Annotated in this window: 21 protein-coding genes and 4 pseudogenes; 1 reads left to right on the top strand and 24 read right to left on the bottom strand. The window is 53.5% G+C overall.

The window, feature by feature from the left end:
• Positions 1-65 precede the first annotated feature (65 nt).
• From F4V72_RS10970 to F4V72_RS10955, 4 genes and pseudogenes are all read right to left on the bottom strand, one after another.
• Positions 66-1,545, bottom strand: a pseudogene (locus tag F4V72_RS10970) (conjugal transfer protein TraG N-terminal domain-containing protein).
• Positions 1,542-1,799: a hypothetical protein gene (locus tag F4V72_RS10965; RefSeq protein WP_070803964.1), complete on the bottom strand. Its 258-nt coding sequence runs from the start codon at positions 1,797-1,799 to the stop codon at positions 1,542-1,544. The pseudogene F4V72_RS10970 and the gene F4V72_RS10965 overlap by 4 nt, the downstream one beginning before the upstream one ends.
• Positions 1,796-2,980 (bottom strand): integrating conjugative element protein, encoded by a 1,185-nt coding sequence (locus F4V72_RS10960; RefSeq protein ID WP_136058515.1) that lies wholly within the window; start codon positions 2,978-2,980, stop codon positions 1,796-1,798. Before F4V72_RS10960 ends, F4V72_RS10965 begins: the two co-directional genes overlap by 4 nt.
• Positions 2,981-2,982: 2 nt before the next feature.
• On the bottom strand, positions 2,983-3,915 hold the full coding sequence (locus F4V72_RS10955) for a TIGR03756 family integrating conjugative element protein (protein ID WP_079796224.1): 933 nt from the start codon (positions 3,913-3,915) through the stop codon (positions 2,983-2,985).
• Between the two features lie 190 nt (positions 3,916-4,105).
• On the opposite strand from F4V72_RS10955, the gene F4V72_RS10950 reads away from it, so the two are divergent.
• Positions 4,106-5,398, top strand: a complete 1,293-nt coding sequence (locus F4V72_RS10950) for a hypothetical protein (RefSeq protein ID WP_070803962.1) — start codon at positions 4,106-4,108, stop codon at positions 5,396-5,398.
• 118 nt (positions 5,399-5,516) lie between these two features.
• On the opposite strand, the gene F4V72_RS10945 is transcribed toward F4V72_RS10950, so the two are convergent.
• The 20 genes and pseudogenes from F4V72_RS10945 to F4V72_RS10850 all read right to left on the bottom strand — a co-directional run bounded on the left by F4V72_RS10945 (position 5,517) and on the right by F4V72_RS10850 (position 17,923).
• Positions 5,517-5,996, bottom strand: coding sequence for an Hcp family type VI secretion system effector (locus F4V72_RS10945; protein WP_000070035.1), 480 nt, complete (start codon positions 5,994-5,996; stop codon positions 5,517-5,519).
• A gap of 2 nt (positions 5,997-5,998) precedes the next feature.
• Entirely contained in the window at positions 5,999-6,352 is a 354-nt protein-coding gene (locus F4V72_RS10940) for a hypothetical protein (protein WP_136058514.1), read from the bottom strand.
• A gap of 1 nt (position 6,353) precedes the next feature.
• Positions 6,354-7,028, bottom strand: coding sequence for a hypothetical protein (locus F4V72_RS10935; protein WP_079796223.1), 675 nt, complete (start codon positions 7,026-7,028; stop codon positions 6,354-6,356).
• Between the two features lie 382 nt (positions 7,029-7,410).
• A pseudogene (locus F4V72_RS24245) lies at positions 7,411-7,806 on the bottom strand (conjugative transfer ATPase); the annotation flags it as partial.
• Positions 7,807-7,860: 54 nt separating this feature from the next.
• Complete coding sequence (locus F4V72_RS24240; RefSeq protein WP_172953617.1) at positions 7,861-8,013, bottom strand: DUF3487 family protein; 153 nt, start codon at positions 8,011-8,013, stop codon at positions 7,861-7,863.
• Between the two features lie 3 nt (positions 8,014-8,016).
• Positions 8,017-8,343: a TIGR03745 family integrating conjugative element membrane protein gene (locus F4V72_RS10925; RefSeq protein WP_079796222.1), complete on the bottom strand. Its 327-nt coding sequence runs from the start codon at positions 8,341-8,343 to the stop codon at positions 8,017-8,019.
• 18 nt (positions 8,344-8,361) lie between these two features.
• Entirely contained in the window at positions 8,362-8,571 is a 210-nt protein-coding gene (locus F4V72_RS10920) for a DUF3262 family protein (protein ID WP_079796221.1), read from the bottom strand.
• Positions 8,568-8,876, bottom strand: a complete 309-nt coding sequence (locus F4V72_RS10915) for an RAQPRD family integrative conjugative element protein (RefSeq protein ID WP_079796220.1) — start codon at positions 8,874-8,876, stop codon at positions 8,568-8,570. The genes F4V72_RS10920 and F4V72_RS10915 overlap by 4 nt, the downstream gene beginning before the upstream one ends.
• 208 nt (positions 8,877-9,084) lie before the next feature.
• Complete coding sequence (locus F4V72_RS10910) at positions 9,085-9,846, bottom strand: hypothetical protein (protein WP_136058513.1); 762 nt, start codon at positions 9,844-9,846, stop codon at positions 9,085-9,087.
• A 91-nt stretch (positions 9,847-9,937) separates the two neighbouring features.
• Positions 9,938-10,621, bottom strand: coding sequence for a DUF4400 domain-containing protein (locus F4V72_RS10905; RefSeq protein ID WP_136058512.1), 684 nt, complete (start codon positions 10,619-10,621; stop codon positions 9,938-9,940).
• Complete coding sequence (locus tag F4V72_RS10900; protein ID WP_063390061.1) at positions 10,621-10,887, bottom strand: hypothetical protein; 267 nt, start codon at positions 10,885-10,887, stop codon at positions 10,621-10,623. The genes F4V72_RS10905 and F4V72_RS10900 overlap by 1 nt, the downstream gene beginning before the upstream one ends.
• Positions 10,850-12,872 (bottom strand): annotated as a pseudogene (traD, locus tag F4V72_RS10895) (type IV conjugative transfer system coupling protein TraD). Before traD ends, F4V72_RS10900 begins: the two are co-directional and overlap by 38 nt.
• On the bottom strand, positions 12,869-13,276 hold the full coding sequence (locus F4V72_RS10890) for an integrating conjugative element protein (RefSeq protein ID WP_053529560.1): 408 nt from the start codon (positions 13,274-13,276) through the stop codon (positions 12,869-12,871). Before F4V72_RS10890 ends, traD begins: the two are co-directional and overlap by 4 nt.
• Positions 13,273-13,794, bottom strand: a complete 522-nt coding sequence (locus tag F4V72_RS10885) for a lytic transglycosylase domain-containing protein (protein ID WP_136058511.1) — start codon at positions 13,792-13,794, stop codon at positions 13,273-13,275. The genes F4V72_RS10890 and F4V72_RS10885 overlap by 4 nt, the downstream gene beginning before the upstream one ends.
• Positions 13,770-14,419 (bottom strand): annotated as a pseudogene (locus tag F4V72_RS10880) (TIGR03759 family integrating conjugative element protein). The gene F4V72_RS10885 and the pseudogene F4V72_RS10880 overlap by 25 nt, the downstream one beginning before the upstream one ends.
• A 5-nt stretch (positions 14,420-14,424) precedes the next feature.
• Positions 14,425-15,033 carry a hypothetical protein gene (locus F4V72_RS10875; RefSeq protein ID WP_136058510.1) on the bottom strand — a complete coding sequence of 203 codons (609 nt, stop codon included), beginning with the start codon at positions 15,031-15,033 and terminating at the stop codon, positions 14,425-14,427.
• On the bottom strand, positions 15,026-15,490 hold the full coding sequence (locus tag F4V72_RS10870) for a response regulator (protein WP_053529557.1): 465 nt from the start codon (positions 15,488-15,490) through the stop codon (positions 15,026-15,028). Before F4V72_RS10870 ends, F4V72_RS10875 begins: the two co-directional genes overlap by 8 nt.
• Positions 15,491-15,610: 120 nt before the next feature.
• Complete coding sequence (locus tag F4V72_RS10865) at positions 15,611-16,027, bottom strand: STY4534 family ICE replication protein (protein WP_053529556.1); 417 nt, start codon at positions 16,025-16,027, stop codon at positions 15,611-15,613.
• A 689-nt stretch (positions 16,028-16,716) separates the two neighbouring features.
• Complete coding sequence (locus tag F4V72_RS10855; RefSeq protein WP_053529555.1) at positions 16,717-17,232, bottom strand: DUF3158 family protein; 516 nt, start codon at positions 17,230-17,232, stop codon at positions 16,717-16,719.
• The gene (locus tag F4V72_RS10850) at positions 17,225-17,923 is read right to left on the bottom strand and encodes a PFL_4669 family integrating conjugative element protein (RefSeq protein WP_070803957.1); all 699 of its coding nucleotides are present in this window, start codon (positions 17,921-17,923) and stop codon (positions 17,225-17,227) included. Before F4V72_RS10850 ends, F4V72_RS10855 begins: the two co-directional genes overlap by 8 nt.
• Positions 17,924-17,961 lie beyond the last annotated feature (38 nt).

The raw sequence follows: 17,961 nt of genomic DNA, 5'->3' as shown, positions 1-17,961 counted from the left end.
ATCGCTAATTCATACAGTTATGGCAGCCCAATTGATGTCAGTACTTTGCGGCTAGAATAACGTTATCACCTCCCAAGCATCCCCCCAGCCTTACCCCCACTATCCTGCGTCACCTTAACCCCACCCGCCAGCGCGCCATTTACCGCCACGCCGACCCTCACTCCAGCCCACGTCATCGCCCCCAGCCAGAATGTTGGCAGTACCAGAAACATCGACCCCATCACCAGATTAATTCACGTCATCCTGCGTATTCTGGATCCCGGCCAGATTCCAGCTACTGTGGGTATCGCTGTTGTAGAGTACATCCAGCAACCAGCTATCGAGCCACCGCGCCAGTTCCCACCAGAAGGTGAGGAAGAACAGTGCGAACTGCACAAATGTCAGCGTCATTACCACCTTAACGTCCCATGTTGAACAGAGCGTTATCAGCGGAATACAGATCACCAGCGCCATTTGCAGCAGCGCCTGTACCATCGGTAGTGCCTGGCGCACACTGTCGAACGCCGGGAACGCCGCTATGCTGCCGAGGATATTTCCGGCGCTGGATGCCAGCCTGGTGGCGGCATTGGCGACGGTGCCATCGACATTCCCACCATAACCGGGGTAAACGCGCCCGTTCTGCGATACCTGCATATTTCGTTCACTAACCAGCGAGCGCAACACGGCCTCTTCATATACTGCCTGTGACTGTCCGATCTTTTTAAACGCTGTCCAGATATCCGGGGCCGGGAATTGCAGTAGCCGGGACTTCAGCCCAACGGTGTCGTCGGCCCACCACTGTTTACAGGTGGGATAGCCGCTCGCGCCCGTATCGGCCAGCCCGGCGTCGCGTGGTGCGCTGTACGGCCAGGTACTGTGTGGTGAAAGTGCATGGTCGGTATCGTAGTAACCCGTCGTGTTGAGAAAGTACGATGATCCCAGCCAGGCAGTATCATTACTGGTGTCATCGTCCAGCTCTCCGGCGCGAAATTTCAGACGGGCGCGGGAAGGGGCATAACACTCCTCGACAAAATCCCGCAGTTCCTGTGCCAGCGCTGGATCCTTGATTCGGGTGTGCTGCACCTCAAAACGGATCTGACGCAGATCCGGCTGGCAGGGAAGGGTGGCAACCGTTGCGCTGGTGATGCCTTTGCTGATCACATGAATAAAATACCACCAGACCGGGACTGCGGCGGTTTTACCGCCCAGCGAGTTTATAATCGGCTGATAGCCAGTATCGGCGGGTTGCGGCACCGACATGCCGCACTGCTTCGATCGCGTGGTGTCATATTTGATGGTATCGAGGTCGATGTTCAGCAGTGGCACGCAGGTGAACATAATGACCAGCAACGAGGTGTACATCAGGTGCTCGGCCCATATCAGGGACAGCGCGGCTTTGTTGCCCTCATCCGCTCCCTGACTTCTGGCCTGTAGCCACAGCGCCAGCAGCTTAATCAACAGCGGCAGAGCAAATAATCCGGTCGCGCTGATCGCATTCCACAGCCCGTTATTGACCACCCAGCCGAGCAGCGTCAGAAAGTACTCCAGGTAGCTGTTGGTCGTCACCGGAACACCTCCGGTACGATTTCGTTGAGCAGAATCAGTATGATAAATATCAGCGCGATACGGCGGATTGCCGGACGATGTGGCGATAAGCGGTCGTACAGATGCCAGCCCACACCACAAATCACGCCGTATAGCGTTACGCGCCAGGGCAGCAGGTCGCTGCGGTTAATCTGTGGTGTATTGTCAGCAGCCAGATAAAACATCACCGCCATGCAGACCAGAAGCAGGGAGCCGGACAGTATCAGCCGTTTCATTGCGTCTCTCCACCTGTGGATTTGCTGAGATCGTCCATCCGTTTGTCGGTGTCGTCTTCTACGCCGACAGCCTGGCCTTTGGTCTTCGCGCGCATCGTCTGGCGTTCAAGGATGGTGAGCGCCGCGTTATCTGCCAGCGCCTGATGCATATCCAGTTCCAGCTTAAGCTGTGACAGTTCCTGGTCGAGCTGGGCGGTGGTTTGGGTCAATGCGGTTTGTGCTTCTTTTTCATCGGAAACATTAGGTTCGCGCATTCCTGCCAGCAGCGTGCGCCGGGCCATCAGCGGCTGGATCTTATCCTGCTCTTCCTGAATCAGCGGCGTCAGCCCGACACTGGATTGTGCGCCGCTTTGCTGGTCAGTGTCGCCGGATTGATCGTTATCCGGGGCGACGTTAATGGTCTGTTCGCCAACTACCCGCGTCAGCCATTGCGCTGCGTCGTCGGGTTTGCTCCATACCTGGCAAAGTTCACCCTGACAGTCGTTGCTGGATACTGAACTGGTGCTGGTCGCGCTGCGATTATTGAGGATGTTGTAGCCTGCGACCGTCGTATCGCGAACAAGTTTTATGGGCGGTTGACCTTTACCGCCGCGATGTTCGCCACCAACCCAGCGTTTGCCTTTCTCTGCCGCTTTTTCAGCAGCTCTTTGGTCGGCGCGAACGGCGTCTTTTTCGCTGGCCGCAATGCCCTGATAGTTTTCCGCCTGAGCGCTCTGTGTCCATGCCGGACTGAGCGCATAATCGGTCATCTTGCCGGCCATCTTCTGGCAGCTTAACAGTGATTTATCGAAGTCGAGTCGTCCCTGAAGCACGCCGTTGGTTAACAGATCGTAGAGCTGAGGATTGGCTCGCTGGATCACCATCGCAGGCAGGCTGGCGACCGCACTGGTCGCGCTTTCGATAACCTCGCCCATCAGTTGCTGGAAGCCGTCCGTCACGCCGTTGAGCTGATTACGCACCGTGGTATCGATATCGAAATTGCCGCACATCATGTCGCTGTTCCAGCTTACACCTGCCGTCAGCGGGAAGGTGTTACGCCGGGTAGCGGAAGGGGGAATGGCCGCACCACCGCCGATGCGGTAATACATCCAGTCGCTGATCGCCCCCTGCTGCTGATACTGGTATTTATCAGCCGCCGGGGCGAGAAAGGCGATGAATAAAAGACAGAATGCCGGGCGCATGATTAACCTCCGCTACTGCCGAGAAAGGTCTGCCCACGACGCGGGCAGCATTTATAGGGCCGCCACAGCGTCCGGACATATGCGCCATCCTCCGCCAGTTTATCGGCGTAAGAATCGGTGGAAGAGCCATCCGGGAAGATAGTGCAGGATGCGGATTTTTTGGGAACCAGCATCTGCCACTGGTGGTTACTGCTGTCGCCTTCTGTGACCGGATCCGGCGGCCAGTATCCGTCGTGTGAGGTGGCAGTCAGCGGAATATAAACATGCGGCTGACCACTGCGCGTTACCAGATCGGCAGTGCGTTGGGCGATGACCGCTCCGGCCTTATAGTCATGCGTCTGGCTGAGCGCCCCGGCTCGTGGGTAGATATTACCCCACATATCGCCATCTTTGCTGACTTCACGCAGCCCAGGCGTTAACGCCTCCGGGTAGAACATCTCCGGTACACCGCTGCGCCAGGCGAGCGCATCCAGCGTGCTGAGAAAGTAGGGGAGAAAAGGCTGTGACGACGGGGTGCAGACGTAGCCAAACTGGGCGAAGAATTTTGCCAGCGCATCACCGGCAGGGAAGCCAATCGCATCGGCGTTCTTAAACCGGATTTTGCTGTGCTGGCCGATGGCGCGGGGATTAGTATCGCCACCGGCTTCGGCGATACCGGGCAGCGGCGAACTGAGTAGCGACATCTCAGCCCACGGGTTTTGCCCGGTATCGCTGTAGGCTGATACCACCAGATCCGGTCGGAAATGACGTACCTTCACCGACGTGCGCACCGAGCAGCCAAACGGCGTGCAGAACAGCCAGTAGCAGACACCGACTACCTGATATTTTACGCACGTCGGCGACAGGGCTGAGGCGGCAATTTCCGGGGTAGTGATGACGTTACCTGCGCACGGCATCATTATCAGTAAGCAAAGTAATGTCCGGTGGAGATTCATGGCGATGTTCCTGAGCCGATATCATCAATGCAGGCTTTACCACAGGGCGGAAAAATGGCGTGGAGGAACTCTGTATGGCCAACAGAACATTTTTTGTAAATGCTTACAATCTAATGGGGTGGAAAGTGATTTCTGTTAATCATCCGCAGACAACGATTTCTGATAATGTTGGCTAAAGGAGGGAGACACAATGTTAGAGATTAATCCACATGAGGCGGTACAGATTTTGCCCCAGGATCGGGAGAAACTGTACCACCTGGTCTGGCGCGAGCCTGCGGAGCGCATAGCTGCGCAATATGGCATCAGCACTGAGTTGCTGGCAAGACGGTGCAGTGAAATGCGGATACCGAGGCCGCTTGCCGGTTACTGGAAAGCGCTGGCGAAGGGAGCTGCGCCAGCCATTCCTGCGCTGCCTGCTTTGAAAAAGGGGAAGGCGGTAAAGATACATGAGAATGACAGCCCATCAGTACAATCTCCCGCCATTACGGCATCCAAACCAGATTCTCCAGTAACCCGGAAGCAAACTCCTGTTACGGGGAATGGCTATGGCCTGATCAATGATCTCAAAACATATCTGCCACCCTCCACGGTTACAGAAGATGGCTATTACAAGCCAGCGAAAAAGAAATTACTGGATCTCAACGTTTCTGATACGGGATTTGATAGTGCAATAGAGTTCCTGAGTCGGTTCTTTGATGCTCTGGGAAAACAGGGATATCGGGTAACGCTGGATACTCCGGGAGAAAGGATGCATCGTGCGGATATCGATATTAAGGAAGATCCAAAAGAGGGAGGGTATCGCTGGGACAATTTATGGCGGCCTTATACGCCAAGTCTTATTTGTGTTGGCGATATGCATTTTGCGTTCAATCTTGCCGAAATGACGGAATATGTACCGGCGAAGAAAGTCAAAAATCGCTATGTTCGCGATGAACAGATGGCGCGGTGGATCCGTGGAAAAAACAGTGAGCCTTTTCTTCACGTCTCGAAGCATACACTGCCTACCGGGCGATTTTTGCTACAGCTTTATTCACCTTATTCTTCCGCAAAATGGCTGGTGCAGTTCCGGCAGACAAAGCAGTGTGGATTGATTAGTCAGATCCCGAAAATGATTTCGGCATTGCAGGGCGCTGTTCCGCTAATTTCAAAGCAGTTAGAAGAGGCCAGAATCAAAGCGGAGGAATGGCGCATTCAGCGGGAGCGGGAACACGCCATATATCTGGAAAAGGAGCGGGTTCGTCAGGAAGAGGAGGCTTACAATGCCAGTCGCACGGAACTGAAATCCATTATGGCGCAGTGGGCTGAAGACAAACGGATGGAGCAGTTTTTCCGGGAAGCAGAGTCTGATGCAGTACTGCTTGATGAGCAGCAGAAAGTTCAGGTTATGGAACGTTTGCTACTGGCCCGGCAGTTCTTGTCAGAGGATACGGCGGTTGAGCGGTTGCTGAAGTGGAAAACGCCGCAGGAGCGATTAAGCAAATAATCAACTGTACACAAGTAAGGCCATTGTATGAATGGCCTTATTTTATTGGTTAGTCAACACAGTATAAAAGGATTTTTTTAATCCGCTTTGCAACAATAATAAATAAGGCCAAAACGTATCATGCTGTAGCTCTGTGATTCCAGGAGTCCTTGTAAATGATATTCCCATCGCAATGCTTCCAGGTAATGGCCTCATATCTTAACTGGATAGTTTCGCTGTGTGTACCTGTACCAGAACCGGGGAATAAGTTGGGGGTAATTCCAGTTACTTTCACATTCTCTAAAATAATATTAAAGTATTCGCTTTCAACACCTGCATCAAGGATCTGATACATTTTTATGGTTGCTGATTTTAATGTCTGATTTTCACTCAGCGCTTTGTACAAAAGGGGCGTTGTTTTATCAAAATCTTTCTGTACAGTAATAGGCGTATGTACTCGGGTTCCTGTTAATCTCCCGGTGTTTCCATCCACAGGAATGGATAAGTGGTGCGTTACCGCTTTTAATTCAATGGCACCAATACGCCCTGTAACTAAAGAACTACCAATTATAGGGGAGCCATTTGCATCGGTTAGCCAAAGATATGCTGGATTTGACATAATTATTCCTTATCTATATCTATAAACGAAGGTATACACAGCATTACGATTACCCACAAGATCATTCCAATAAGCTTCATGGGCCATGGGTCAAGCAAAGCTATACAGGCAATAGCACCTATAATTAATAATGGGCCTGATAGTAAATCGAAATCGAAAATCCCACCTAATATACGTATCTTTTTGGGTAGAAACATATTCAATACAAGAGAAATGATATAAGCACTGCCGATTGTAATGGTAACAGCGATTGTTTTATCCTGCCAGGTATCAAACTCAACCAGGCAGATTAAGCATATAGCGACAATATAGCTACAAAGTATTATATTTATAATGGGGATGAGAAATTTAGACATATCACCCGGCCTTAGCATTCGTACTCAAACGTTCTTCCACTCTCTTCATAATCCGGTCGAATACGGGCCTGCCTTCAGTATATCCTGTATGGATGGCATCAACAAAAGGTTTCACCGCTTCGGCAAACAGAAAATAAAGGAGATCGTAGTCGCGGGGTCTTAAAACTTCGTATATCTCTGGTGCTTCGTTGCTGAGGCTATCTGATACTCTGATAGAACGTTCTGCCATTCCACCAAATAATAACAGATTACTTAAAGTGGTTATTGGGTTTATTTTTCCTTTAAAAACAACATAAGTAAATGAAATCTTTTCTATAACTGCTTTAGCTATAGAAGAAATAATTGTGTTTGTCCCTATTCTACCTGCTATGGAAGTACCAACACTTCTATAAACATTATTCTGCTCTGGCTCAGACAAGTATTTATTGAATAATTGAAAGATTAATTTAACTGCGTTAACGATGTTTTCATAGTTAAGGATATCGTGTCTTATAGCGGTCATCATACGGATTCTTTCTGTTTCACGTTCATATCTTGTATCCGTATCAAAGATACCGTAAATCAGATAACCATAATCTAAAGGAACAGATAATCCACCATTGATAAGTCCTGTAACTGTATCAGGAGAAACAACGATATCGTATATCCTCCGAGCTATCCCTTCTATGTCTGCCATATAGTTATCCTATATAAATTTACATCATTTTTGCAGAAAAGGAACCGATGGTAATTTACAAGAGAATAGACACTTTGATAAGTGTTACCATAACCTAATTGTTACAAATTATATTGTAAAATAATTTTGACCAACTGTCTCAATGAGACCTAAAACATCATTGCGTATGGATTTACGGTACATTATTATGATAATTTTTCTTGATGTAAGATATATTAGTCCAATAAATAATAAAGCGAATGTAAGTATTCGATTAGTGATTGGATACGCAGAAATTTAAATATTAACATTATTAAATTATATGTATTTGCTCGGGTTTGTTCATGGCAGAAACAGGTTCATGATTCATGAACGGGCGATTTATGTGAACACATCGACAACATCATGTTGTGACGTCGCTGGTAATAGCATGAGCTTTTGCCACCTTCATCGCTGCCTCCAGCTCACTACATCCAAACTCCCGCATAATCCGCATCCGCTCCGCCTTCTCATGTTTTTCCGTCATCCCCAGCGCCAGCCATAGGGCAGGGGAGACCACGCGGAACAGCGCTTCCACACGCGGCGAAAGCACTACGCCTTCGGTATATTTCCCCGGCGCTTTGGTGGCTCTGAGCAGGAGCTGGCGCTGTTCTGGCGTCAGAGATTTAAAGCGGCTGACCTGTTCCACCTCCTCGGGTGGCATCACCAGTAGCTCCCACCACTCAATCATATTGAGCAGTTTTTTCGCGTCATCCGGGAAGTCGCTCAGGTTCTGCGTTGCCAGCCACAGCCAGCGCCCGCCGCAGAGGATAGCCAGCGCACCGCCGGGCAGAGCGCTGCCAGGGATAAGGCTTCAGTTACGCCACAGTATTGCCGGAATGGCTCCAGTAATGGCACCGGTAGCCAACCCGACCAGCAGCGCTATCAGCAACTCGCTAACCGTCAGGCCGCGAAATACCGCAGGCTCGTGGTTCAGCCGTTCCGGGAGAAAGGGGATGGTGCTCATAGCTTACAGGATGTCCGAGGCCTGGTTGAGCAACCAGATGGTGATCACCAGCAGAACCGCGCCGACGCCCGCCATGGCGCCTAAATCTTTCCACTGCTTACTCCCGCCCTGAATTTCAGAGTAGGTGGCGATGCAGTTGTTGGCGACCACCAGAAAGCCCACGGCGCAGATGCCCAGCGTCATCAGGATCACAATGTCATAGCCGTAGTTCTGCAACGTTTCCATGATGCCGTCGCCCTGACCGCGCGAAGGATCTTCCATCTCTGGCAGATCGGCATATGCAGGCAGGGCCGGGAACCATAGCAGCCATCTGAAGATGCGTTTTTTCATTTTGCCTCCTGAAATCCGCTAGCTCAGTACCAGCCAGAAGCTGACCAGCAGCAGTAAGATGGTGCGCCCGCCGATGCTGCCCAGCGCCCGCCAGCTCACCCGCGCTGTCGCCACACCCCGATAGGCATCATTCAGTACCCAGACCACCCACAACAGCAGAAAGGCGCTGAACAGGCCGAGCATCACCAGGCTGGCGGCCTGGAAGGTGCTGATTTGTTCGGGGGTCATGGCGTGGTTTTCTCCTCACGGTATTGCCCGACCAGCGTCGCTGTATCTCGCGGTTGAGCGCGAGCTGGTGTGAGGTAATTTTCAATCCCGCTGCGTAGGGTGGTGATATCGCTGTGGATGCGAGGGTAGTCGAAGTAGTAGCGCTCGTTGATACCAGTTCTGGCGCTTTGTTGGGCACGGTGGAGTGAGGCTTCGATTTGGGTTAGCTGGTTGAGGGACAGGGTGAGCTCTTCGCGCTCGGTGAGGGGGGCTGCGAGAGTTACTGTGGTAAAGAATAGCGCTATGGTGAGTATGAAAAACTTCATAGTAAGTTTCCAGCAAACCTATTTTGAACAATAGTAGGTAAGCATTACCGCAATATCTGTAGGAAAATATTTATCCACTCAGAAAGAAAAATACATTCTTGCGAATATCTATCATTATTCGTTGAAGACGCACTCTATATAGTACTGAGATACATAAAACGATGTTTTGTCACATTAACATCGCTTTATATTTTGATGCCTATGAAGGTTATTTTCTCTTTTGTTTATGTTTTCGACGTAATTCTCGGCTGTGAGTAGCCCGTTCTTTAATTAATTCTTGATTAAATAGTGTAGTACCAGATGCCATTTGCTCATAAAGGTTATTGTTATTCCTTACTTTTTTTAATATGCTTAGTAAGATAGGTGATGCCTCTGCACGCCCTTTATCCATAAAAAAGCATAACTGCTTTGCAAAGAAATATAATGTAATGGAATAAGAAAGAACTGTTATCTGAACCCAAAGTGATTGCACTATATTATATTCGCCATTTGCAACTTTGAATGTTAGATAAAGAAAATAAAAAGAAGTTGATACACTAAAAAGGGATAAAAAGAACGCTACCTTTTTAGGGTATGATCTGCTGCCAACTTTATAGGTAAACAAACGAAAGGTGCCTATATTTCCGAATACTAAAAAACCGAATCCAGCCATACTAATATCAATAGCTGTATTTGTAAATTTCATGGAGGATAAATTGTATAATATCAATGTGAAAATAAACAAAGACACCAAGCTAATAAATTCTATTCTTACACCACGATAGAACTCTATCATATAAGGAGAGCTCTTCTTTAGGGTTGCCATAATGAAATCTAACAAATAAATAAATGCAACTATCCATGTTACCGATGGTAATTGATATTTATAGAGGCTTATAAGCATGGCAATTGGTGATGTTAGATTAAATGGGAATGCTATATAAGACCAAACTATTGATACTGTGACAAATAAGTAAACTATAACATTCACTATATGGCTCTCTCTTTACGTATCGATTGAGCTTTTTTATACCATGAATATAGTCGAGAAGTGTTATCTATAGCCATATAGTTATGGATAATTACAAATATTTTTTGAATGTACCAATAGCCACAGATATGCCTATTCCAGTTACCATCGCTCCCAGCACTAATACAACCCCCGGCACGAGAAAAAAAGGCACCGCCAGCCACATTAACCCCGTTGCCGCAAGGCTGGAGCCGATCATACGCCTGGCATGGTGATAAACAAACCCGGACTCATGGCCTGCGCCAAATCGCCGTAAGTCGCGGCGTACCAGCCCGTCAATAAGGCCAATGGTAATGGTGAGCGCAAACAATGGTAGCGCCTGCAACAGAATCGCCAGCCGCAGCAGAAAGGTGAGGGTGACGTTACCCGCAGACAGTAACGCGCAACGGATCACTGTAGTGACCGTCTCTGTCCAGAACAACCCGCTTTGCCCGTTGAGAGAAGCAATCAGCGCCGCGAGTTCTTGCTGCAACGCACCACTGACAATCGCCAGATTTTCTACTAACCACACCGGTGCGCCAGCGGAACCCCGCCACCACTGCCATGTTGCCTTCAATACCTGCTCACTACGGCTGGCGCAGGTGTTCCTCCAGAAACACGCATCACCCAGCCACTCCAGCGCTATCGCCAGCATCCATGCACCGAGGCAAAAGCCAACCAGCACGCCGGGCAGCAATGTGAGCCAGCCGAGTAGTCCGGGACGGCGTACTGGTCCTGACGGAACATGCTCGGGCATCAGTGCAGCGGCAGCGTAACGTAGCGGCAGAGGAATCGCGCCTCGTGCGCCTCATCCAGTCGTACCTGAAAAATGTCGTGTTCGCCCTGCGGCGACGTAGCTTCGCGCCATGCCTGAAAGCCCTGTAAATTCATGCGGGCGATAATCTGGTCGGGCGTTTCTCCCTGCGTCAGCGCTTCCACCGCCTGTTGCAGGGGAAGAGGCAGCGTTTGCGCAGGCCACATCACTTCAACGCTCACGAGCTGGCGGTGTGTCCGGGGTATCATCGGTAAGTTTCTCCGTGGTTTCGCTGTCGTTCAGCCATAAAATAGGGTCGTTTTTCGCCGTTACAACTGCCTCCGGGTGGTTCCACCATACGGGCGCGCTGTCGTACTGTTTTTCCATATAGCGGGCGATGTGCGTGATGCTTTCCGGCATCAGCGGATCGTGTGAAGTATCCGGTAATGGGATGCGTAACTTCCAGATCTGGCCGCCTTCCAGCAGGGCAAACGCCTGGCCTTTGGGTAGCTGTACCAGTGAGGCGGGTTCCAGTAGCGGTACCTGTACGCTGCTCACCCGATCCTGGGTGTTGCTGGAAAAACCGATATTGCCCTGAGCGTCGGCGCTGTCGGTGATGCCGGAACTGACGCTGTTGCTGAGCACATCCACCTGCGGCAGTTGTCTGGTCAGCAGTTCGGCAGTGGCGGTTTCCCGTACCCGCATCATGATCAGGCTGTTGAAGTTGCCGACCACCTGGCCCGCTTTGGCGCGATTGCCGATGCGGGCTTCTATGTCGGAGAGCGTCTGGGTGTAGGCCGTGACCTGCACGCCCGCGCCGCCGCCTTTGTTGATCAGCGGAATAAATTCATCGCCCATCAGCTCGCTGAACTCATCACAATGCAGGTTGATGGCCGCTTTTTCTTCCGTCTGCGGCAGGCCATCCATCACGCCGTGCTTGTAGATATGCCCGGCGACGCTGACCAGATCGGCAAACATCGAGTTACCCACGGCGGCGGCAATCTCAGCGTCAGACAGCGCATCCAACAATCGCCCGCTGGCGAATGGCCTGCTGCCAGTCGAACACCGGGCGTGGATCGTTGAGGTCGCCGTAGTCCGGGGCCAGCAGTTGGGCGATTTTCCCGGTGGTCAGTTTTTCCAGCAGCGGCAGCAGCGAGGCAACGATCTTATCGAACCAGGTTTTGTCGTAGCGCACGGCAGAACGCAGGCCGTCGAGGATCTGATCATGCAGCCGGGTGGTGGAAAGGTACTGCTCCAGCGCAACGACGTAGCTGTCCCGCCCCTGGAGATTGCGCGGCGTGTTTTTCTCGGTGATGCCACCGGCAATCCGTACCACGTTGTCCCATGCCTGTCGGTCGTGACCGGGCAGAAAGACGCGGGCGTAGTCGATAAACAGCTCGTCGATGTTGATAACGTGACGGGCGATGCGGGCGTAATCCGGGCGCTGGCCCAGCGCCACCAGGGCGCGGGTGATGATGTTGACGAAGCGCCACGCGAACTCGCGGAAGGCGGCGGAGTTGCCTTCGGTGGAAAGCTGTCCGGCGATGCGGCTGGCGACTTCTGAGATACGGCCAAAGTGTCCGACGGCGTTATAGCGGGCGGAGATTTCCGGCCAGCCCAGATGGAACAGCCAGAAGACGCTTTCCCGTCCGGCACGGTGCGCCTCCGCCCACACGCGCCGCAGCAGGTTGGCATCACCCTTGGGGTCGAAAACAATCACCGTGTCACCTCGGCGAATATCCTGGGCAATCAGCAGCTCCGCCAGCCGGGTTTTGCCAACACGGGTAGTCCCGAGGACCAGCGTATGCCCCGGTCGATCGCGCAACGGCAGCGTAACGCGGCCTTCGTGCAGCTCCACGCCATGCAGCAGCGGATCGCCGCCGCTGGCGGAAGGACGATCCGTCTGTAGCCAGTGTTCACATTGTGGCTGACGGCACAGATACAGCCGTTGGGTATGTGTGGGTAGCCAGCGAAAGCCGCGCCCGAGAAACAGCGAGTCGGGTAACTGCGGGATACGGCTGGCAGAGAGCGTCCAGAGCGGCAGATGGCGCACGCGACGGCGAAAACGCAGGATGCGCACTCCCTGTTTTAGCCGCAGGGCAGACAGTGAAAGCAATGCCAATGCCAATAGCCATCCGCAATAGGGCGTCAGCAGCAGCGTTTGTGGTGCCGCCACGCACCATACTGCCGCCAGCAGGGCCGCGCTGGCGCTGTAAAGCTCCACCGCCGGGCGCAGGATAAAATCGAGCCTCACTGTTCCAGCCCCTTGTCGGTGATCAGCACCGGATACACGGTGATGGGCAGATGTTTTGCCATATCGTCGGCGCTGACGGGCAGCAGCGTCAGTTTGGGTGCGATGGCCCGCAGGGCATTCAACCGCGCCAGCGTGGTGACGTTCACCACCAGTCCGGTGGCGTGCAGGGTTTTTAATGCGTCCTGGTGCTGGCGCAGCCATTCTGTGGACAGCGGATCGTCGCCGATTAAAAACAGCGGCGTCATTCCCGGCAGGCTGAGCGCCAGACGGGGTTGCTGACCGGGATGCAGATTGCGGGTGACGACCGGCAGCAACCGGGCTTCATCCAGCGCCTGCATGGGAACGGCAGGCCCGGCAATCGCGGCGGCAGTAAACAACAGCATGGCTGGAATAAGGTGTTTCATGGCGAGGTCCCTGATGCGGAGAGCAGCCGGATTTGCTGGCTGATTTTCTGGCGGTAGACGGCGGCAGGTTTGCCTCCGGCGGGATGGTGGTAGCGGGCGGCGGCGTCCAGCCAGCTTCCGGGGGAAGCGTTGTAGTGCTGACGTAGCAGCAGGGCGGTGACGGTGAGATTGTCCGCCGGATCAAAACTGGCGCACAGCGAAGGGAACCATTGCCCGTTCCAGCCGAGATTAATCTGTCCCAGCCCGGCATCGATGCGTTTCAGGCTGCGGGTACGGGCGAAGGTGAGCAATGCCCGGCAGGCTGAAGAACGGCTGGGGTAACGGTAGCCGGTTCCGGCAATATTCAGCGTCCACGGCCACGGGTGTAGTCCCTGCTCCAGTCGGGAGCGGGCCACCGCGTAGAGCAGCTCTGCCGGAACCTGTTGTTGACGGGCGATTTGCGCATACAGCGGCGGCACGGCACAGGCGTGAGCGCTGATAAGCAGGCCGACTGTCAGGGAGCAGAGATGGGATGCCATTGCTCCCCCTGTTGCTCCAGCAATAACGGCAGTTTTCCGCCGCCGAGGCGTTGCCAGCGCCCGTTATCGTGATTAAGCGTTATCTGCCCGCGTTCGATCTTGCGCATATCAATATGCTGGCGCTGTGCCCAGCGTTGCAGGCTGGCATCGTCGTTACGGCTGTTGACCAGCCAGATATCCAGCGGACGGTCGTCGTTGATAAGCTTCTGCGCCAGCGTCTCGCAGGCCGGCATTTTTCACTGACGAACAGCGCCAGACGTGGCTGGACGACGCTGCGGATGGGCGTCAGCGTCGGGTAAAGCCGCTTCCACGCCTGGTCGTAGGCACGCTGGAACGCCAGCTCTTTCTCCACCCGTTGATGCTCTTTACGGGCCAGCAGCTCGGCGTAGCGCTGACGTTCGGCGTCGCTGTTGGTCTCCACGCCGAGGGTGGTGAGGGGATCGAGTCCCGGCGACCAGATGCCGCGCTCGCCCTGACGCAGTTGCTGGTAGTGCTGCCATTCGCTGTCGGTTAATCCCCACTGCTGTGCCTGCGTGTGGGTGATGGTCTGTTCTTCAATACGGGTTTGCTGCGGGCTGGCAAACAGCGGCAGTAGCAGAAGGCACAGCAACAGATATCTGCGCATCGGTTTTACTCTCCGGTGTTCAGCGTCAGCCGCTGCCTGCCTTTACGGAAAGTAGCGTGACTGCCGTCCAGTTGCAGCAATTGCCAGCCCTGCACGCTGTCGCCGGGGGCAGCAAGCTGAAGCTGTGAGAGCGAGCGATAACCGGATGGCGCGATGACGGCGAACTGCCGCCCGGCGCGAAACTCGCTGCTGATAAGAGAAAAAGGGGCCTTTGCGGCCCAAAGCGGAGATGGGACGGGGCGTTTTGCCTTTGCGCGGCTGCGCGTGGCGGTCTGTTGTTGCAGGTGTTGATAACTGGTGCTCAGGGTCTGGACCTGTTTCTCCAGCTCCTTGATCTGTTCGTTAATGGGCTGAAGTCGTTCGGCCTGAGTGCTGGCGGCATCGTTAAGCTGTCTGGCAAGGACTTCCGTGCGATCGGTGATGTTTTTTACGGCAGCTTCCAGCTCGCGATAATCGCTGTCCGGCTGCGGCTGTTCGCGCCACTGTGTTATCTGCCGTTGTGTCTGTTGCTGCGTCAGCGTCAGGGCATTCAGGCGGTTGAAACACCAGAACATCGCCGCCGCCAGCAGAATGAGAACGCTGGCGGTAGTCAGGTAGGCCAGACGTTTAAGCATGATGGTCTCCCGTTCCCGGCGTGTTCAGGTGAAAACAAACCTCTCGGTTCAGTGCATCGGTCTGCATCAGCCAGCCCGGCCCGGCCAGCGTTTTCAGCGCCTCTTCCAGCCGCATCGGGCCGAGCCGGTATTGCGAAAGCGGCAGCGGTTTGCCTGCCAGAAACTGCGTGGGATGGTCATTGATGCACAGGCTGTAGCCGCTCTGTTTCAGCAGCCAGGTGAAGGCGTCGCCAACGGTGAGTTTCAGGTTCAGCGGCAGGTTGATGTTGACGATCTGGTGCAGCGGGTTGCGCTGGGCTTCGTCGGGGCGGGTGTTGATCAGCAGATAGCGGTCATAGCGCACCACTTCAGGCACGGGCGGGGTTGTTGGTTTTGGCGCAGGCACAGTGGGTCGTTGGGACGCGGTACAGCCGCCCAGCATCAGCAATGTGATAACCCATCCTGTTATTCGCGCCATTGTCTCTCTGAATCTTGTGAGGAATAGCCCGAGGGTGCGGAATGGTGGGAGGGCAGACAACGCGAAATTGTTTTTCGGTGATGAAAAAAAGACGCCCGGAGTGGGCGTCACGATAAAGATTCAGGCTGCATCAGCTTCCGCCTCTGCTTCCTGATTTCCGGCCTGCCAGACGACTTCGCCGTCGATTTTAACAAGGCCAATATAGAGCAGTCGGGCTTTCAGGCTGACGCCTGTTTCGCCTTTACGCTCGCCTTTGCTGTAGGTGAACATATCGACGTATAAGTCGCCCAGGCGGAAGTGGATCAGCACTTTGCGCTTTTCATTGACCGCCTGCTCGCAGCGGGCAATCAGCTTACGCGCTTCGCTACCGGTGACTTTGCAGTCAAAGTGGACATAGTCCACGTCATCAGCAGCCCCGCTTAATGCGGCAATATCACAGCATAAAAAGGGCTCGCCGCGTTTTGGGGTGACGGTACGGATACGGTTAACGTAACCCAGACCGCTGGTGTACAGATTGAAGTAAGTTTTCTCGTTCATAGGATCCTCCCGCGTGGCTGAACGCGGCGCTTGGTGATATGCAGAGTGCATCGGGTGAAAGGGATGCGCCGGGGTGATGCTGCGCAATTAAAAGGATTGACACTTCATCCTTCAGGCTGTCTCTGCGTTGGCTTCCTTCACTCACTCCGGTCACTTACTTTTGTAAGCTCCCGGAGATTCGCTCAGTTGCCGCCTTGATACAGCCAGAATGATTGTGTGTCAGGAACCTCGCCATTCGGCGGGTAGCTTGCAGGTTCCGGCTACCGGATTAGCAAGGGTGATTTAAGCGGTGGATGAGGGGAATTGCGAGGCGATATTCTGTTTGCTGCACCTTAAAAATCGTGTTCCGCACGGCGTGTATTAAGGTGCAGCGGGCTGAAGGGGTCACTGCCCGCGTAGGGTTACGCGCGATTTCTGTCAGCAGTGTAAATCGTTATAGCTGGCGCTTGCGCACAAACGGATCCCGTTGTTATCCGGTGGGCGCCGGAAAAAAGCAGGAGTTCCGGACGGATAGCGAGACGGCTGTCGCCTGGCTATCCGCCCGGAAGGGAGTATATCAATGGCAGTGCAGGCAGCTTTACGCAGCGGGACCGATCTGCTACGGGTGCGTGTTTATAAAGCGGGACGCACCATTGGGAGGAATGCCCGTTGAGCATAAGCGTGGAACAGGGATGTCGTCGTGGTGAAATTTATCTCCCGCGTTCATTATTTTCCGGCAGGGTGAGCAATCCCATGTGCAGTCTTTCCGCCTGCTCGACTTTTTCCTGGCACTCCCGCGCCTGGCGGATAATGAAGGTCAGTACCGACATCTGCATATTGAACACAATGCGATCCCGCTCGATTTCCAGTAAGGCATCTCTGGCGCGCTGCGGGATTTTAGGATCGCTAATCAGGTTGCTGAATGCCGGGGTGCCGGATTTGTTGTTCTGCTGGTTACGCCAGCGCAAGAAGTTTGCGCCAGAGGGGGCCGGGCCGACGGTGAATATCAGCGGAAGCTGGCGCACAGGGTAGCGTCTGGCGCTCTGGATTAGACGTTGCATCAATGGCTCCATCATCTCGCGCACGCTTCGGGCATTGCTCTCCAGCAGCTCCAGCTCCCCCTTACTCTTAAAAGGCTTTAAAAGGCCTTTTAGCGAGGAGACGTAAGCCAGCATTTTATAGTCTTCATCAGCCAGCGACTGATAGCCGGTTATGGGATTATTCATCCTCTGCCACTCCGGGATTTTCGGCCTTGCCTGGTAATGGTGATGAAAACGATGAGCGCAGTTTGCCGCTCAGTATCGCTTCCGGTAGCGGACCTAAACGTTCAATGGTGGCTCTGGCCTGTGGCGTATCGTCGATAAAATCCTGACGGGTCAGCCCGGAGCTATGATATTTCTGCGCCAGACCGAAGGCGCTGCGGATAACCGTTGCACCGTTATTCAATCGGTTGTGCATTTCCGTGCGGGAGATGATGGCGATATGCGAGGCCAGCAGAAGCTGGCGGGCTAGCTGGTCGAAGTCGGTCAGCAGATAAACGCCCTGATAGGCCAGTGGAGCGTTGATAAACAGCGGAAAGCGGGCTGGCTGAACATTGAAGCAGTTTTCAATATCGATGCCTTCCGGCAATTCGCTGAACATGGCTTTCGCCTGATCCAGCATCACTTGCATTATTTTGCGTGACTGCGCGAGCTTTTCCTCTATACGCAGCATCCACAGGTCGGCGTAGGGATCGTCATGTTCAGAAGCGATGCGTATCTGGTTGAGGATTTCGATAAAGCGCGGCATCCCGATGATTGGCGCAGGGCCGTTTTCGGTCGCCCGTCGCCCGGTCCACAGCCGGGTGGCGTTGTGAGTATGAAGCTGAATATGGATCGCACTACGCAGGGGACCCATGTTGAAGGTGTAGTCCGACATATCTGTTTCCTGTTGCGGGTGGGTGTCAGTGCAGAGTG

The organism is Salmonella enterica subsp. diarizonae, from assembly GCF_008692785.1.
Lineage (GTDB): Bacteria > Pseudomonadota > Gammaproteobacteria > Enterobacterales > Enterobacteriaceae > Salmonella > Salmonella diarizonae.
Note: the sequence above shows the minus strand (reverse complement) of the source record. Positions and strands in the feature narration are given on the sequence as shown.

What these genes read in the sequence shown, in the direction of transcription:
- F4V72_RS10900 (WP_063390061.1), bottom strand. Translation starts at nt 10,887, where the DNA reads ATGATACCCCGGACACACCGCCAGCTCGTGAGCGTTGAAGTGATGTGG.
- F4V72_RS10935 (WP_079796223.1), bottom strand. Translation starts at nt 7,028, where the DNA reads ATGGCAGACATAGAAGGGATAGCTCGGAGGATATACGATATCGTTGTT.
- F4V72_RS10950 (WP_070803962.1), top strand. Translation starts at nt 4,106, where the DNA reads ATGTTAGAGATTAATCCACATGAGGCGGTACAGATTTTGCCCCAGGAT.
- F4V72_RS10960 (WP_136058515.1), bottom strand. Translation starts at nt 2,980, where the DNA reads ATGCGCCCGGCATTCTGTCTTTTATTCATCGCCTTTCTCGCCCCGGCG.
- F4V72_RS10885 (WP_136058511.1), bottom strand. Translation starts at nt 13,794, where the DNA reads ATGGCATCCCATCTCTGCTCCCTGACAGTCGGCCTGCTTATCAGCGCT.
- F4V72_RS10855 (WP_053529555.1), bottom strand. Translation starts at nt 17,232, where the DNA reads ATGAATAATCCCATAACCGGCTATCAGTCGCTGGCTGATGAAGACTAT.
- F4V72_RS10865 (WP_053529556.1), bottom strand. Translation starts at nt 16,027, where the DNA reads ATGAACGAGAAAACTTACTTCAATCTGTACACCAGCGGTCTGGGTTAC.
- F4V72_RS10905 (WP_136058512.1), bottom strand. Translation starts at nt 10,621, where the DNA reads ATGCCCGAGCATGTTCCGTCAGGACCAGTACGCCGTCCCGGACTACTC.
- F4V72_RS24240 (WP_172953617.1), bottom strand. Translation starts at nt 8,013, where the DNA reads ATGAGCACCATCCCCTTTCTCCCGGAACGGCTGAACCACGAGCCTGCG.
- F4V72_RS10925 (WP_079796222.1), bottom strand. Translation starts at nt 8,343, where the DNA reads ATGAAAAAACGCATCTTCAGATGGCTGCTATGGTTCCCGGCCCTGCCT.
- F4V72_RS10875 (WP_136058510.1), bottom strand. Translation starts at nt 15,033, where the DNA reads ATGCTTAAACGTCTGGCCTACCTGACTACCGCCAGCGTTCTCATTCTG.
- F4V72_RS10870 (WP_053529557.1), bottom strand. Translation starts at nt 15,490, where the DNA reads ATGGCGCGAATAACAGGATGGGTTATCACATTGCTGATGCTGGGCGGC.
- F4V72_RS10850 (WP_070803957.1), bottom strand. Translation starts at nt 17,923, where the DNA reads ATGTCGGACTACACCTTCAACATGGGTCCCCTGCGTAGTGCGATCCAT.
- F4V72_RS10965 (WP_070803964.1), bottom strand. Translation starts at nt 1,799, where the DNA reads ATGAAACGGCTGATACTGTCCGGCTCCCTGCTTCTGGTCTGCATGGCG.
- F4V72_RS10920 (WP_079796221.1), bottom strand. Translation starts at nt 8,571, where the DNA reads ATGACCCCCGAACAAATCAGCACCTTCCAGGCCGCCAGCCTGGTGATG.
- F4V72_RS10940 (WP_136058514.1), bottom strand. Translation starts at nt 6,352, where the DNA reads ATGTCTAAATTTCTCATCCCCATTATAAATATAATACTTTGTAGCTAT.
- F4V72_RS10915 (WP_079796220.1), bottom strand. Translation starts at nt 8,876, where the DNA reads ATGAAGTTTTTCATACTCACCATAGCGCTATTCTTTACCACAGTAACT.
- F4V72_RS10955 (WP_079796224.1), bottom strand. Translation starts at nt 3,915, where the DNA reads ATGAATCTCCACCGGACATTACTTTGCTTACTGATAATGATGCCGTGC.
- F4V72_RS10890 (WP_053529560.1), bottom strand. Translation starts at nt 13,276, where the DNA reads ATGAAACACCTTATTCCAGCCATGCTGTTGTTTACTGCCGCCGCGATT.
- F4V72_RS10945 (WP_000070035.1), bottom strand. Translation starts at nt 5,996, where the DNA reads ATGTCAAATCCAGCATATCTTTGGCTAACCGATGCAAATGGCTCCCCT.